The 15,471-nt window shown below is 39.9% G+C and carries 14 protein-coding genes; 10 read left to right on the top strand and 4 right to left on the bottom strand.

Translation table 11 applies throughout. The features are described 5' to 3' along the window. Positions 1–69: 69 nt before the first annotated feature. Together G6R08_RS07125 and G6R08_RS07120 are read left to right on the top strand one after the other, a co-directional pair. Entirely contained in the window at positions 70–1,641 is a 1,572-nt protein-coding gene (locus tag G6R08_RS07125) for a T7SS effector LXG polymorphic toxin (protein ID WP_205439404.1), read from the top strand. Positions 1,642–1,646: 5 nt separating this feature from the next. After that, positions 1,647–2,132 (top strand): immunity protein YezG family protein, encoded by a 486-nt coding sequence (locus G6R08_RS07120; protein ID WP_163527345.1) that lies wholly within the window; start codon positions 1,647–1,649, stop codon positions 2,130–2,132. A gap of 267 nt (positions 2,133–2,399) precedes the next feature. Here G6R08_RS07120 and G6R08_RS22080 read toward each other — a convergent pair whose 3' ends face one another. From G6R08_RS22080 to G6R08_RS07110, 3 genes are all read right to left on the bottom strand, one after another. Then, positions 2,400–2,498 (bottom strand): putative holin-like toxin, encoded by a 99-nt coding sequence (locus G6R08_RS22080; RefSeq protein WP_240339660.1) that lies wholly within the window; start codon positions 2,496–2,498, stop codon positions 2,400–2,402. Between the two features lie 450 nt (positions 2,499–2,948). Then, a complete protein-coding gene (gene nhaC, locus G6R08_RS07115; RefSeq protein ID WP_205439403.1) occupies positions 2,949–4,430 on the bottom strand; it encodes a Na+/H+ antiporter NhaC in 1,482 nt (493 codons plus the stop codon). 13 nt (positions 4,431–4,443) lie between these two features. Then, complete coding sequence (locus G6R08_RS07110; RefSeq protein WP_163527344.1) at positions 4,444–5,610, bottom strand: trans-sulfuration enzyme family protein; 1,167 nt, start codon at positions 5,608–5,610, stop codon at positions 4,444–4,446. A gap of 172 nt (positions 5,611–5,782) precedes the next feature. On the opposite strand from G6R08_RS07110, the gene G6R08_RS07105 reads away from it, so the two are divergent. Beyond that, positions 5,783–6,466 (top strand): FadR/GntR family transcriptional regulator, encoded by a 684-nt coding sequence (locus G6R08_RS07105; protein ID WP_163527343.1) that lies wholly within the window; start codon positions 5,783–5,785, stop codon positions 6,464–6,466. A 423-nt stretch (positions 6,467–6,889) separates the two neighbouring features. On the opposite strand, the gene G6R08_RS22075 is transcribed toward G6R08_RS07105, so the two are convergent. Next, positions 6,890–6,988: a putative holin-like toxin gene (locus G6R08_RS22075; RefSeq protein WP_240339660.1), complete on the bottom strand. Its 99-nt coding sequence runs from the start codon at positions 6,986–6,988 to the stop codon at positions 6,890–6,892. Between the two features lie 363 nt (positions 6,989–7,351). Between G6R08_RS22075 and G6R08_RS07100 the strand changes: the two genes are divergently transcribed. The 7 genes from G6R08_RS07100 to G6R08_RS07070 all read left to right on the top strand — a co-directional run bounded on the left by G6R08_RS07100 (position 7,352) and on the right by G6R08_RS07070 (position 15,462). Continuing rightward, positions 7,352–8,311 (top strand): LCP family glycopolymer transferase, encoded by a 960-nt coding sequence (locus G6R08_RS07100; protein ID WP_163527342.1) that lies wholly within the window; start codon positions 7,352–7,354, stop codon positions 8,309–8,311. Between the two features lie 338 nt (positions 8,312–8,649). Then, a complete protein-coding gene (locus G6R08_RS07095) occupies positions 8,650–8,832 on the top strand; it encodes a hypothetical protein (RefSeq protein ID WP_163527341.1) in 183 nt (60 codons plus the stop codon). A 531-nt stretch (positions 8,833–9,363) separates the two neighbouring features. Continuing rightward, on the top strand, positions 9,364–10,512 hold the full coding sequence (locus G6R08_RS07090; RefSeq protein WP_163527340.1) for an acyl-CoA dehydrogenase family protein: 1,149 nt from the start codon (positions 9,364–9,366) through the stop codon (positions 10,510–10,512). Then, the gene (locus G6R08_RS07085; protein WP_163527339.1) at positions 10,509–11,606 is read left to right on the top strand and encodes an acyl-CoA dehydrogenase family protein; all 1,098 of its coding nucleotides are present in this window, start codon (positions 10,509–10,511) and stop codon (positions 11,604–11,606) included. Before G6R08_RS07090 ends, G6R08_RS07085 begins: the two co-directional genes overlap by 4 nt. Next, positions 11,603–12,409 carry an enoyl-CoA hydratase/isomerase family protein gene (locus tag G6R08_RS07080; protein ID WP_163527338.1) on the top strand — a complete coding sequence of 269 codons (807 nt, stop codon included), beginning with the start codon at positions 11,603–11,605 and terminating at the stop codon, positions 12,407–12,409. The genes G6R08_RS07085 and G6R08_RS07080 overlap by 4 nt, the downstream gene beginning before the upstream one ends. 53 nt (positions 12,410–12,462) lie before the next feature. After that, positions 12,463–13,437 carry a TAXI family TRAP transporter solute-binding subunit gene (locus tag G6R08_RS07075; protein ID WP_163527337.1) on the top strand — a complete coding sequence of 325 codons (975 nt, stop codon included), beginning with the start codon at positions 12,463–12,465 and terminating at the stop codon, positions 13,435–13,437. A gap of 39 nt (positions 13,438–13,476) precedes the next feature. After that, positions 13,477–15,462 carry a TRAP transporter permease gene (locus G6R08_RS07070; RefSeq protein ID WP_163527336.1) on the top strand — a complete coding sequence of 662 codons (1,986 nt, stop codon included), beginning with the start codon at positions 13,477–13,479 and terminating at the stop codon, positions 15,460–15,462. Positions 15,463–15,471: the final 9 nt, after the last annotated feature.

Below are 15,471 nucleotides of genomic sequence, written 5' to 3'. Positions count from 1 at the left end.
AGACGTATTCCTTTCTGGTAAAAAATTCTATATACTTGATGTAACGAATTCGGAAAGAGGTTGTTTTACATGAAGGTGCTTGATGTTTCGGATCTCCAAAAGGGTGGAGAAGAAACGATACATACGCTGGAAAGCTTGAGGAACTCGGTTCAACAAGTTAAGGTCAGTATAAAGGCGATCATTGATTTGGAAGACTCGCTTCGCGGGGAAGGCGGGGAGGCGATTCGGGTGTTTTACAAGGAAGCGCACCTGCCGTTTTTGAGCTATTTGGAGCAATTCCTTTCGCAATATGAAGATACTATTCGTAAGATGATGGCTTCCTTGAATGAGCTCGAGCCGGATGCTGAAGGTCTGATTCGGGAAGATTTTCTTGAACAGGAAGTGGAAGCGGGATTACATAAAGCAAGTACCGTCACGATGGAGATCGTTCAGGAAGTCAATCAAGTCGTTAACGGCGTTCAGGATATTGTGTCACTGCCGTCTGTTGATGACAGCGCATTTTTGCAGGATATTCAACAGGCGAGGAATAAGAAGGACGAGACGGTGGAGCGGCTGCATGAGTTTGATCAGACGGAGTCGAGCCAGTTGGCGGAGCTGAAGCAAAGCTTATCGACCATGAATCAATACATAGAATCGATATCCTCCCAGTTTGAGACTGGAGATATGAGTATAGGAAGTTATCAGGCAGGTCAGATTCAATCAAATGCGGATTGGGCATCTATCAATCTAGCGGTGAGTGCGAAATTCGTTCCCCCAGGTGAAGTAGATGAGTTTATTTCTGAACAGAAGCGGCTCTCCCCTGTATCATTGGGGTATGAATTCACCTCAGGAGGGGTATGTACAAGAGAAGACATAATGGCGGCTTCAGCAGAAGATGTGGGCTGGTTTAAGAAGACGGCATCCTTCGTTCTTGATTTTATTCCGATTGTTGGGAATGTCAAGGCGGCTATTGAGACGAAGACTGGTGAGAATTTGATTACGGGTGTGGAGTATGAAGGTTGGGAGCGGGCGATTCTTGCTGCCTCTGTTGTTGGCGGGGGAGCTGTTAAGGTATTTGGGAAAGGTGTTAAAGGTGTTAGTAGTGTTGCTAAGGGTGCGGGTAAAAGTAATGGTGTTATAAATAGTACTAGTGTGAAGAAAGTTAAAGAAATTGATTTAGGAGCCCACATAATAAAAGGGAAAAATGGTAAGAAACAATTACTTCCAAACACTAAATATATAACTAATGGTAACTACACATATAATACCGATGACCTTGGTCGTATCGTAAATGTAGAGGCTCCTGAACTAGTATTGAAAAAGGCTGATAGAAATAAATATGCTCAAGTAAATGTAGGAGGAAAAGACAGGTTGCCAGATGATGATGGTGGTCATTTAGTAGGAGCACAATTCAACGGATCACCTGATATTGATAATCTTGTTCCACAAAATAGCCAAATTAATAGGAGGGGCGGAGTTTGGTATGAAATGGAGACCGAGTGGGCTAATGCAATGAAGGAGATTCCGCCCAAAAAAGTGTCAGTAGGCATTGAACCAATTTATTCAAAAAAATCAATGCGACCAGATTCCTTTATGGTTGAATATGAAATTGAAGGAGAATTCCCGGTGGTCCGTGAGATTGCAAATAAATCAGGAGGTTGATATTGATGAGTTTTGAATTAGAATTAAACAAGCTATATGAAACAATAGCCCAACAGATTAATGATATGATTCCAATTGAATGGAGTAATTTTTCTTTTAGTGGTGAAGTTAAGGACGAAGAAGGAGGAGTTTTCTTCTTTTTTACTCCTAAAGATGACCAAGGGCAATCTGTTTTTTCGCATTATATTCCAAAATTATACGCTGTAGATAAGAGGGGATATAATAAAGACCTTCATGAACTATTTGAACTAACTGTTAAACTACAAAAGGTATTTATAGAGAATGACCAGGAACCTTGGTTTTCAGTAACATTATTAGTGGACGATACAGGTAATTTAAATGTGCATTTTGATTATACGGATTGGCATAAAAGTGAATTTGGTCCGGCTGCTAGAATAAAATATTTTGAGTATAAGTATGTAAGTGAAGAGAAAGAAAAGGATCTAGGTTTAATAGAGAGAATGAGAGAGTTCGAAAAAAGCAATATGTGATGTCTCTGGGGAACTAGTTACTTTTAAGATATTTTATCTTAGATATGCACTACGTAACTTCTACCTAGGTTAACAACAGAAGATGTAACCGATGTAATCCACTATTCATTTAACTTTCAAACAAAAACATGGTATAATTAGGTCAGAAACAGGATACACATAAGAAAAGGAGATCACAGCTCCCACTGTGATCCCCAAGATAGTTGCTCTAGATTAGGGCATGGCTATTGTTGAAAATAGACACTTCCCGTTTGGTTGAGAGGGTGTCTATTTTCTTTTGCGTGAAATCGCCACAACTAAGGCAATCAATGATACATTTAAGGTGCTAAAAGCTATAGCAACCATCAATGCTTCATAGACGCTCATGGCATCACCCCCTTTTTATCTGACATGGGGATTAGCCGACACCCTATTCAATTCGAACAACTATCTATTTTCTATTATTACATAAATATGGTGTTAATACTTCCAAAATATTAAGGAATTTCATTGAGGTACGGTTGAACTGATTAGAACTGTTGGTTTCAGACATGACGGAGTCCGGGGAGATTTTCTCGAACAGGAGGCAGTGGAGGCGGGATTACATAAAGCTAGTAACCTCACCAATATTTGATTCCGTCAATAAGTTCTTGTTTTCTGGAAACTCTGATACTGCCTGGTATTGTAATGATTCAATGAGAACGTATATGTACAACTTGATAAAACATCAGAAACTTTACTGCAGCCATTTGATGATTTCGGTTCCAATACAAAGGATCCTATAAGCGGACTTGCTCATTTAGGATCCTTTAATTGTAGAATGTCTGACTCACTTTTTTATATGACTTTTTTAGAAGAAGCTTCTGAGTCTTCTAATGGTTTATCTTCATTCAGTTTTCTAATTCCGAATCCTCCAGTATACGGGGCCAGAAATCCATACAGGGCGGAAAAGACAAAGCCACCTAAGTTAAATATAGCCCATGGTAAAAATTCGAAGTTGCTTACACCTAGTGTTGTGGCCATAAACACGCCTGATACGGTCCAAGGCATTAAGACTTCGGTGATTGTTACGGAGTCTTCCATGCTTCTAGATAAGTTTACAGGGTGTAAGTTTTTCTTTTTATAAACGTCACCATATATATCTTTTATTAGAAAATAGGTAACAAGGGCATTAGAGGTACAGTTAATAACTGCAAATCCAGTAACGAGTGATGCGAAAATAACGCTTCCCACGGACTTTAGGTACATAATAATTTTTTCAAGAAGGATATTTAATGCTTGTGAGACCTCGAGTGCCGATGCAAAGAAAAAGGCACAAAATACGAAGAATGTAGCATTGTACATGGAATATAATCCACCGCGGTTTAATAATCCTTGCATATCCTCAGATAGTACACTCGAATCTAGTCCGGGTAGGGTAGAAGTAATCATTTCTACGTTAAAGCCTTCTACAGCAGCTGTAAATACATTGCTAATAGATGCATTTTGGAAAATTAAAGCTATGAACATGGCGACCACGGAGGAACTAAACAAAACGATCAGTGGAGTCTTCTTCATTAGAGAGCCCGCTATGACAATGATTGCTGGAAGCAGGACTAGGATATTTAGGTTAAACAATTGGTCAATAACAGAGAGTGTTTCTTGAATATTTGATAGCTGTCCAGAATTGGTTTCAATTTGTAGTCCAACGAAATAAAAGACGAGTATGGCAATGATTGATGAGGGAAGGGCAGTGTATATCATATGTTTAATGTGTTCATATAGATTAGAGCCTGCTGCCAATGAACTCATGTTGGTAGTATCAGACAATGGTGATAGTTTGTCACCGAAATAAGCGCCAGAGACGACAGCACCAGCTGTAATCGCCAGGGAAAGGTCCATGGTTTGCGCTACGCTCATCAAGGCAACACCAATGGTACCTGCAGATCCCCACGAGGTACCTACACATGTGGAGACAATGGCTGTTACGATAAAAGCCATTACATATAAATATCCAGGGTTAATCAATTCTAACCCATAATAAACAAAGAAGGGAATCGTGCCAGAGATCATCCAAGTGCCTATGATTAAACCAATGCTAAATAAGATGAGTATGGCTGGTAATGCGGTTTTAATTTTCTCGCCCATCACGGAGCTAATTTCATCCCACTTATGCCCATAGATTCCTGCAAATATGGCAAACACTACACCAGCAAATATTAACATTAATTCAGCTTGAAACCTCATCACCCCGATCCCACCAATAAATATGATGAGGGCAATGGAGATGGGGATCAATACCATTGCTGTAGTTGGACGTTTCACTTCTTTTTGGTTCACTATAATCCTCTCCCTAAGATTTAATAGAATGCAGGGCTTGAAACCCTTTTTCTAAGTCGGCAATTACAAGATCTGAACCTTCTAGTCCAATGGAAAATCGTATGATACCAGTTCCAATTCCTTGTTCAATAAGTTCTAGTTCATTGTTTTCCTTGATGGGTGAATTGACAAGACTCTCATAACCCCCCCAGCTTACCCCAATTTTGAATATCGAGAGCTGGTTGATAAAAGCTGCAACTTTCTTAAACCCTCCTTCTTTTAATTCGATACTTAATAAGCCTGAATAACCCGTCATTTGATCATCTATAAAGGAAAAGGCACCTCCTTTCCATTGGCTCGGATGATTAATTTTTAGAACTTCTTCTTTTGTTGTGAGGTATTGAATCACGCGTAAACAGTTATCTTGGTGTTGTTTCATACGAAGAGGCAGTGTTCGCAAGCCTCTAATGATTAGAGAAGCATCTTGGGGGGAAAGAACAGATCCGTTTAGCTGGAAGCCGTATGTAAAGATTCGGTCGATGAGTTCATGTGTACCAACAACGGCTCCTCCTACCACATCACTATGCCCCCCGATATACTTCGTCAAGGAGTGGATACTTAGATCAAATCCTAGTGTGATAGGCTTTTGGAAAATGGGAGTCGCCCATGTATTATCAATAGCTGTGTAAATGCCGTGCTTTTTAGCTATAGTTGAGATTTTTCTTAAATCGACGACTTTCATTAACATGGTTCCGGGGCTTTCTACATAAATCAACTTTGTATGAGGCTTTATGTCGGACTCGACATCTCCATTTGAGAAGCTATGTTCTATATTAAAATTCTGTAAGTGCTCCAATAGCTGCTGCGTGGGACCATAAATGTTATTGACAAACAAGACATGGTCTCCACTTTTTAATAAGGAGAAAAAAACGGAACTGATCGCTCCCATTCCTGATCCGAAACATTTACATTTCTCTCCTCTTTCTAAGAGGGCCAATTTTTCCTCTAATAGTTCAGTAGTAGGGTTCACACCTCTTGTATATACGTAATTCTCCCTTTCGTATAATTGAGCATGTGTAAACGCTTCAAATGTATCGAATGTAAATAAACTGGTTTGGTAAATGGGTGGCGAAACAGCTCCTCTATTATCTTTAGGCCTATCCCCGTACTGTGTACATATTTCTTCATCTGTGTAATTCACAAGCGTTCCTCCCTCATCATTGCCGATTGATTCACTTTATGAAATACTATCATACTATCAACCTGTATGAAAGGTATAAATATTATGAATTTACAAACAACCAGAGTGTTTATATTTTATAACTATGTACACCCATAGTATAATGAGGGTAAGTTCAATCAGAGGTGATGTCGTGAAAGCATTAAGGAAAAAACGATTGTCTGAACTCGTGGCAGATGAAATTAAGACGTACATTAAGCAAGAGAATTTAAAAAGCGGAGATCGTCTTCCCTCCGTGGCAGAACTCGTTCAAACATTAGGAATAGGGCGCTCCTCATTAAGGGAAGCGTTACAATTACTTGAATCCCAAGGTGCCTTAAAAGTTTTGAATGGGAAGGGCACTTTCATAAGTGATATAAAACCATTCCATATTCAAATGGCCTTTGAGGTGGAAAATGAAAAGAAATTCTTGTTGGAAACTCTTGAGGTGAGAGAGGCGTTAGAGGGGAAAGCAGTAGAACTTGCAGTAGTCTCAGCAAATGAGGCAGATATCAATCAAATGAGTCTTCATTTGAAAGAATATGTTACTTTTATTGAAAATGATGAAAGGGAGAAGGCCAATCAGGCAGATGCTCACTTTCATCAGGCCATATATAAAGCATCTAAAAATCCAATGCTAGAGAGCATCATAGACTCGGTATGGGATACTTTTCATGAGTTCTGGAATGTACCATTTGGGAAAGATGATATCTTTGATCAGAGTTATCCTTTCCATGAGTCTCTGCTTAAGGCGATTCGTGAAAGGGATTCTGATGAAGCTCTTCAGTCTTTTCGTGAAATCATGGCTTCTGTTAGACATTCTATTGAGAAAGTTTAACCTTATTAATTTCGCACAACGCTATAAATTAAAATACCAATAATCACCTTCTGTCTAAGTAGTTACAACTACTTGTGTTGGATTCAGCAGTAACAGGTGAGTACCGGAAAAGATTTTATTAGACTTACTCTTATTGTAGTGCAATCGTTAAGGCGTCGAAGTTCAGTTGACCTTATCGAGGTACTGCCCAGACTTTGTTGTGGTGATAGTCTATCAGTTGTCAGGCTGATTTATGTGTGGGTTACTACCAATAGGTAACTATTCATTTAACTTTCAGACAAAAACATGGTATAATTAAGCCAGAAACAGGATACACATAAGAAAAGGAGATCACAGCTCCCACTGTGATCCCCTAGATAGTTGCTCTAGATAGGGTATGGCTATTGTCGAAAATAGACACTTCCCGTTTGCTCGACAGGGTGTCTATTTTCTTTTGCGTGAAATCGCCACAACTAAGGCAATCAATGATACATTTAAGGTGCTAAAAGCTATAGCAACCATCAATGCTTCATAGACGCTCATGGCATCACCCCCTTTTTATATGACATGGGGACTAGCCGACACCCTATTCAATTCAAACAACTATCTATTTTCTATTATTACATAACTATGCTGGTAATACTTCCATAATATTAGATATTTCAGAATAAATCGAGATGCAGCTTTTTATATAGTTGCTCTTTGATTACGGTAATACCATTCATCGAATTTAGGCATTCTCTGCTTGATAGCGGGAGGTGTCTATTTTTTGTGTGAAATGATCCCACTATTAATCTAGAAAGCCATTTGCAATTCTAAGAATTTTGTCGTATTCTTGTTGTCTGTGCACTATATAGGTATAATGAAGGATAGTAGATTTACAAATAATGGAGTGAGACATTAATTATGAAACGTTCAGATATACACAGAAAGAAGAGAAAAAGGGGCAAATGGTGGAAGATACCGCTTCTACTGATCGCCTTGCTTATTGTAGGCGGGGGAGGTTACCTGTACACAATTTATGCGGGAGCGAAAAGCACGGTTGATGATGAGATGCATCAGAAGGTGGCTTCTATTGATCACGAAGCGGCCAAGAAAAAGATTTCTAACCAGGAACCTTTAAATATTTTGCTGATGGGTGTTGATGAAAGGAAAGGTGATCGAGGCAGATCGGATGCTCTGATGGTGCTTTCGTTAGATCCGGCCAATGATCGCAGTCAGCTGATCAGTATTCCGCGTGATACGCGAACGAAGCTTGTGGGCGATGACCCAATGGCTGGAACGATGGACAAGATTAATCATGCGTATGCATTTGGCGGCACAAGCATGACGATCAGTACGGTGGAGAACTTTTTAGATATTGAACTTGATTATTATGTGCAGATGAACATGCAGGGGCTTTCTGAAATGGTCGATGCGGTTGGAGGAATTACCGTTAACAATCAACTAGATTGGTATGATACCGGCTATTATAAAAAAGGCTATCATTATGAAAAAGGTAAAATTACGATGAATGGCGCGCAGACGATGGGGTATGTACGGATGAGATACCAGGATCCAAGAGGCGATGCTGGGCGAAATGAGCGTCAGCGTCAAGTGATTCAGGCGATTATTGATAAGGGTGCGAGCATTAGTTCGGTGAGTCGGATTGGAGATATCATGGATGTTCTTGGCAGTAATGTCACAACGAATATGAATTTCAGTACAATGAAAAATATTATGCTGAACTATCGTAGTGCCAAGGAAAATATGAACACGTATCAAATGAAGGGTAACGGTACAAGGATTAATGGGACGTACTATCTGCAAGTGCCGGATAAGGAAGTACAGAAGGTTCATAATATGATTAAGGAATACAGCTCGTAACTTAAAATGCTGTCTCTTCGCGTTTGGCGGAGAGACAGCATTTTTCTATTTCTAGGCGTTATCCTTTTGTGAAAGCTATCAACAGGATGACCATTATCCAAAATGGGGCACATAGCAATAGTGCGTTTCTGAATCCTTTCGCAAACATGACCGACACCTCACTCGTTGATGTTTTTACCATTGTTGCTGAATGTATGGGTCTGTATACATTAGTCGTGTGAGCAGGGGAGAATGATTCGGTTTGTTAAGACGATTCACACTCTGATGATAGTTGTTATTTTACTTAGGTATAATATTAAGGCCGTTCATCCAAATTATGAAAAAGGAGGATGAACCTTATGCCGAAGGATTCAGAGAACACTCATTCCGAAACAACTCCCCACCGCGACGGTCAAAGAGATCGGATCATCAATGATGATCGTGGGAAACAAATAGGGGTCGCTGCCGATCAGGAGGAGCCTATTGAATTGGTAGCTGATGAGAAAATGAGGGAGTTTAAGCGGAATATGGAGAAACAATAGGGGGCTGTCGCTCACGAACAGCTCCTGATAAATCTACGGGAAAGGCGCCTGGGCTTCATTGCTCAGGTGCTTTTTTTGTTTCTGAGTATATTTAAATAAAAGTGTGGATTTTATCCGGGCAATCCTGAACGACATGAGGTGGTGCGTGGTCTTTAGCCATATAAGACACCTTTTTCCAGTGGTTTGTACTCATCATATCATCTTCTGGCTTATTTGTTTATATTTATATATATATCTATGCCCAATCAAATAAAGATACAATTTTCATCTGGAATTTCAATAATTGAGCAGTCCATTTAAACTTTATATTCGAAGATTCTTAGTCAGGAAGGAAGAATTCTCTTTCTGACTTTTTTGTGCTTAGAAACCATTAACTTTTTAGAGGATAGTGACCTTGGAAATAAATCCTCTGAAGTAATAATTAGAAAATTTTAAAAGTTGTTGCTATTTATAATTGAGTCCTTTAAAATACAAAGTATCATATAATGGTAACAGTTATCGTATAACGGTAAAAAGGGAGGGTGTTTTTATATGAACAAATTAAAGGTACCGATGACGGAATTTACGGAGGAACAAGAAGCCTTTAGGGGGGAGGTACGACAATTTCTAAAGGATGAAAAAGAAAGCTTCGAACCTCAAGTTGACTCATGGCTAAGCGGCTATTCACCAGAGTTCTCGAAAAAGCTTGGAGGAAAAGGCTGGATTGGTATGACTTGGCCTAAAAAATATGGGGGGTCTGAGAGGAGCTCACTCGAACGATATATAGTTATTGAGGAATTATTAGCGGCAGGTGCTCCAATAGCTGCTCATTGGTTTGCTGATCGTCAGACGGGTCCTTTATTTCTGAAATATGGAACTGAAGCACAAAAGGAGTTTTTCCTTCCTAAAATTGCAAAAGGTACGTGTTATTTTTCAATAGGTTTAAGTGAGCCAAATGCTGGTTCTGATTTAGCTTCTATAAGTACAAGAGCAGAAAGGACAAAAGAGGGCTGGGTGTTAAATGGCATGAAAATATGGACTAGTGGGGCGCATCTATCCGATTATATGATAGTGCTCTGCAGAACCTCACCAAGAAAAACAGACAGGAAACATGAGGGGTTAAGTCAATTGGTTGTGGATTTGTCCAGTCCTGGTATCACTATTAGACCCATTAAATATTTAACAGGCGAAGAACACTTTAATGAAGTATTTTTTGAAAACGTTATCATTCCTGAAGGAAACATTGTTGGGCAAGAAGCTAACGGGTGGAAACAGAGCATGGCGGAGCTTGCTTATGAAAGAAGTGGACCTGAAAGGATACTGAGTACATTCCCTTTATTAGAGGAAATGATTGGCAAGTTGAAGAGTAATAAGGACCTGCGAGGAATGAGGGAAACGGCGAAACTTTTGGCTGAATTATATAGTTTAAGACACATGTCCATCGGGATTGCGCAATTATTAGAGGAAGGAGCGGATGTAAATACAGCCGCTGCTTTAGTTAAAGATATGGGAACAAATTTTGAGAAGAGTGTGGCTGAGACTGCCCGGTTAATTATTGATAGTCATCCATCGATAACGTCGGATGTTCGGTTTGAAAGGTTATTGGCTCAGTCCATTTTACATGGACCAGGATTCACTTTGCGTGGTGGGACCACAGAAATCTTAAGAGGAATCGTTACGAAAGGGGTTGTTGCTGAATGAGTGATATGCAAGAAATCATATTGGATTCCACCAATAAAATGTTCAAGTCTTTGTGCTCAAAAGAATTGATTGATCAATCAGAAAACGGCATATTTGCTGAGGATTTATGGTCGGTGTTAGTGGAATCTGGCATTACATCTGTCGGTATTCCAGAATCGTTAGGAGGGACTGGTGGAGATTACTCTGATGCTCTTTATATCTTACAGTTAGCCGGGAAGTTTACTGTCCCGCTTCCTTTATCAGAAACCTTAATAGTTCAATGGTTGTTGTCGGATCATGGGGTAACACCCTCAGCAGATGTTTTGACATTCTCTGTAAATAATGAGAACAAGATTGAGTTAGAAATGACTTCTACAGGGTACTCTGTTCGAGGGAAGGCCATACATGTGCCATGGGCTAGACATGCGGAGAGTTTATTAGTACCAGTCAGCGTTGAAGGTGTTTCCAAAATCGCTTTATTACCATTAAAGCAAGCTAACTTTGATTATAATAGCAATCTTGCTGGCGAACCATTGGACACTATTCATTTTGAAAGTGTTGATGTTGGTGACATTTTCATTGAAGAGGTTAATGTGGAGAAATTCAGGGCGAAAGTCACTCATTTAGGAGGATTAATAAAAACTGTCATGATGAGTGGAGCTATGGAAACCTTATTGGAATTAAGCGTTCTTTACTCAAAGGAGCGTGAACAATTTGGCCGGCCACTGCATCGTTTACAAGCTATTCAACAGCATATTGCTGTATTAGCAGGTGAAACAGTAGCCTCCACTACCATTGCCAATAAAGCCATATTAGCTTTTATTAAAGGGACTGAGGAACAAGAAATTGCGGTAGCAAAAATAAAGGTGAATGAGGCAGCAGGCAAAGTAACCGAAATTGCACACCAGCTTCATGGGGCAATAGGAGTAACACATGAACATCGGTTGAATCAAGTGACTCGAAGACTTTGGGCTTGGAGAGATGAATTTGGAAATGAAAATTATTGGGCAGATCAGTTGGCTGAAAATGTCATGAATTCTAACAAAGATAGCTTATGGGAAATGATCACGGATCGGACGGTAATAGAAAAACAATTAGGGGAGGGAATAAAATGAGCGATTTAATTTTTAAAGTAGAAGACCATATTGCAACAATCACATTAAACAGGCCAGATCGTTTAAATGCTTTTAGTGAAGAAATGATTCATTTATGGATTGAAGCACTGGAAACAGTCCGGGACTCGGAACAAATACGTGCTGTGCTGATTAAAGGGAATGGGAAAGGCTTTTGTGCAGGCGGAGATATTAAGGAAATGATTGCTGGAAATGGTTTTTACAAAAGTGAAGAGGATTTAACAAGTACAGGTTTAGCAAGAAAGAATTCATTATGGAAAAAGGTCCAAAGGATCCCCTTATTATTGGAAGAAATTGACCAGCCTGTCATTGCTCAAATGCATGGAGCTGCGTTTGGTGCAGGACTTGATATGGCACTAATGTGTGATATTCGCATTGCGTCAGAGGAGATTAGATTATCTGAAAGTTATGTGAATGTAGGGTTGGTTCCAGGGGATGGGGCTGCCTATTTCTTGCCTCGATTGGTAGGTAAGGATAGAGCGCTAGATATGTTATGGACTGGGAAGGTAATTGAAGCAGAGGAAGCTAAGGAAATGGGCTTGGTGACTTTCGTAGTACCCCAGGATGAGGTCGAGAATTTTACAGATAATTATTTACAAAAGATAGTGAATGGGCCACAACAAGCCATTAGATTGACGAAAAGAGCGGTTTATCAAAGTGAAAATATGAGTTTACGTTCATCGCTTGATATGATTTCTTCTTCGATGGGATTGGTCACCGAGTTGGAAGATTACCAGCAAGGTGTGCAGGCGATTGTGGAAAAGCGAAAAGCTACTTTCAAGTAGGAAGAAGTTAGTTTCCGTTGGTTTCACCAAATAATGGAAAGGGAGATTATTTTATGAAAAAGATCAGTAAGGTCGGTTTGTTATTGCTAGCCATCGTTCTGTTTGTAAGCGGTTGCAGTGGTGCGGCTGGAAACTCGAAAGGAAAACCTTTAGTACTTTCAACTGGAACAACCACCGGGGTCTTCTATTCATTGGGAGCATTATTATCCACTACTTGGACGGATGAACTTGGCACACAAGTGACATCACAGGGTTCTAACGGGAGTGTTGATAATCTAAACTTGATGAGCCAAGGAAACGTCACGATGGGTTTTTCAACTGTAAATATGATGTATCAAGCTTATAACGGAGTTGGTAATTTTGAAGACAATCAGTACAAAGATATACGTGTCTTAGCAAATCTCTATCCAAATGTAAGTCATGTCATAGCGCTAGAAGGATCTGGTATTGAATCACCTTCTGATATTAAAGGCCATTCCTTCGTATTTGGTGCTCCAGGAAGTGCAACAGCCATAGAATCCGAATTATTATTGAAAGCCCATGGAGTAAATGTTGATAGTGTGAATGCGAACTATGTTGGGTTTACAGAAGCTGTTGATTTATTAAGAAATGGTCAAGTAGAAGCAGCAAATATTTATACAGGCGTACCTTCCTCGGCTGCTACCGAGCTCATTTCCACTGTTGATTCAAAAGTGCTGAGCTTTTCAGAAGATGCAATCAAAACATTAACGGATGAATCAGACTATCCATGGAATTTTAAACATACCATCGAAGCTGGAACTTACGATAATCAACCAGAAGATATTATTACGGTTGGGCAATTTAGCGGGATCGCTGTTGATGCTAATGTGTCTGAAGAGAAGGTTTATGAGCTGACTAAGGCATTATGGGAAAATCTTGATAAATTGAAAGACGGTCAGGCCGTTGCCAAACAGTTTGACCCTGAGTTAGCCGTGCAAGGTACTGCAGGCGTTCCATTACATCCAGGTGCAAAAAAATATTATAAGGAAATAGGCGTTCTTGAATAAGCTCTATGTTGACACGGCTATGAGGAGGAGGGTGAAAGGATGAAGTTCCTGCCTAAACGAAAGAAGGTAAAGGACTCCGAACAACCGTCAGAATCTAATTATACTGATGATGGTGTAAAACAGGTGAATTATTTAGGGGTTATGTCTAGAGTCATTTTACTTCTATGTATTGTCTGGACTGTATTTCAGTTATACACGAGTAGTTATGGAGTTATGGAGACTGTGAAGTTTAGGGCCTGGCACTTAGGGTTTTTGCTTGTATTAACTTTTTTACTTTATCCGGCTTCGAAGAAAAGTAGTGGAAATAGAGTAGCGCCGACGGTCTGGGATGTCATTTGTGTCATTTTGTCGGTTGGATCTATTGGCTATTTTATTTTAATGTACGACAATTTTATTCTAGAAAGAAATGGTATAAATACAACACTAGATTATTTCGTGGGTGGGGTTGCCGTACTCTTATTATTTGAGGCAAGTAGGAGAGTTGCCGGAAAAGGACTCACTATCATTGCGGCCATTTTCCTTCTGTATAATTTTTTCGGAGCTTATATACCTGGCCTATTAGGACACTATGGATTTACTGTCGAACGAGTTATTAATGTCATGTTCTGGGGAAGTCAAGGGATTTTTGGCATTGCCCTGGGTGTGTCAGCCACATACATTTTTGTCTTTGTGCTTTTTGGGGCCTTCCTTAAAAATAGTGGTTTTACTGATTTTATCAATGATCTGGCTTTAACCATTGCGGGACGTTCAGCAGGAGGCCCTGCAAAGGTTGCTATTTTCGGCAGTGGCTTCATGGGGATGATCAGTGGAAGTGCTGTTGGAAATGTTGTTACTACAGGAACGGTTACGATCCCGATGATGAAGAAAACCGGATATAGTCCTAAATTTGCCGGCGCTGTAGAAGCGGTAGCATCTACAGGAGGGTTAATAGCACCCCCTATCATGGGAGCAGCTGGGTTTATTATGGCACAGTTTCTGGGTGTGCCATATACAGTGGTTATGATGGCAGCATTAATTCCAGCACTGCTTTATTATGTAACCCTATTTATGGTCGTACATTTTGAAGCAAAAAATATGGGGCTATCAGGCTTATCCAAGGAAAACATCCCTAATGCAATGAAGGTTTTAAAAAATGGAGGCCATTTATTAATTCCGCTGTTTGTGTTAGTGGGCGCTTTATTTTCTGGTGTCACTCCATTGTTCGCAGCTATATGGGCATTAATTTCGACTGTAGCTGCTAGTTGGTTAAGAAAATCAACGAGAATGAATTTTAGAACAATCTTATTGTCTATTGAAGAAGGGGCTAAGGGAGCTATCAACGTTGGGATCGCGTGTGCGATTGTAGGCGTGGTTATAGCAACAGTAAGTTTGACTAGTTTAGGCCTTGTAGTAGGCAATAATGTTATAAATCTAGCTGGGGATAGTGTATTCTTAGCGGCGTTATTAACAATGGCTATAAGCATTATCCTTGGAATGGGCGTTCCTGTGACGGCTGCCTATATTATTGTTGCAGCCATTGCTGTTCCTATTCTTATCACCATGAATGTGGCACCATTAGCTGCTCATATGTTTGCTTTCTACTATGCCGCCTTATCCAGTATTACTCCTCCTGTAGCTTTAGCTTCTTATGCAGCAGGCGGTATTGCTGGCACTGATTCCGGAAAAGTATCAATAGAATCCCTGAAAATAGGATTAGCTGGTTTTATTGTCCCGTTTTTCTTCTTGTTTAACCCCGTGCTCCTTTTTGATGGAGGTTCCACATGGGATAGTCTACGTGCAGCCATAACAGCTATTATAGGGGTTATTGCCCTAGCATCAGTGGTAAAAGGGAGGTTATTTATAAAAACTAACCTATTACAAAGAGCAATCATGTTAGTGGCAGCATTCCTATTAATCTTCCCAGGGATATTGTTTGGATTGCTTGGGGTGGCTTTAATAGGCGTCGTAGCAGTTATGCAGAAGTTTAGTATCAGGAAAGAAGAAGAATCGGAAAGAACAGCTTCGGGTAAACGACTTACCTTATAGGAGAGATGA

The sequence above is a fragment of the Halobacillus ihumii genome, assembly GCF_902726645.1.
GTDB classification, from domain to species: domain Bacteria; phylum Bacillota; class Bacilli; order Bacillales; family Halobacillaceae; genus Halobacillus_A; species Halobacillus_A ihumii.
This window is presented reverse-complemented; position numbering and strand designations above follow the sequence as displayed.

Coding starts and splice junctions, on each gene's coding strand:
- G6R08_RS07120 (WP_163527345.1), top strand. CDS start 1,647: ATGAGTTTTGAATTAGAATTAAACAAGCTATATGAAACAATAGCCCAA.
- G6R08_RS07125 (WP_205439404.1), top strand. CDS start 70: ATGAAGGTGCTTGATGTTTCGGATCTCCAAAAGGGTGGAGAAGAAACG.
- G6R08_RS07085 (WP_163527339.1), top strand. CDS start 10,509: ATGAGTGATATGCAAGAAATCATATTGGATTCCACCAATAAAATGTTC.
- G6R08_RS07070 (WP_163527336.1), top strand. CDS start 13,477: ATGAAGTTCCTGCCTAAACGAAAGAAGGTAAAGGACTCCGAACAACCG.
- G6R08_RS07080 (WP_163527338.1), top strand. CDS start 11,603: ATGAGCGATTTAATTTTTAAAGTAGAAGACCATATTGCAACAATCACA.
- G6R08_RS07090 (WP_163527340.1), top strand. CDS start 9,364: ATGAACAAATTAAAGGTACCGATGACGGAATTTACGGAGGAACAAGAA.
- G6R08_RS22075 (WP_240339660.1), bottom strand. CDS start 6,988: ATGAGCGTCTATGAAGCATTGATGGTTGCTATAGCTTTTAGCACCTTA.
- G6R08_RS07100 (WP_163527342.1), top strand. CDS start 7,352: ATGAAACGTTCAGATATACACAGAAAGAAGAGAAAAAGGGGCAAATGG.
- G6R08_RS22080 (WP_240339660.1), bottom strand. CDS start 2,498: ATGAGCGTCTATGAAGCATTGATGGTTGCTATAGCTTTTAGCACCTTA.
- G6R08_RS07095 (WP_163527341.1), top strand. CDS start 8,650: ATGCCGAAGGATTCAGAGAACACTCATTCCGAAACAACTCCCCACCGC.
- G6R08_RS07075 (WP_163527337.1), top strand. CDS start 12,463: ATGAAAAAGATCAGTAAGGTCGGTTTGTTATTGCTAGCCATCGTTCTG.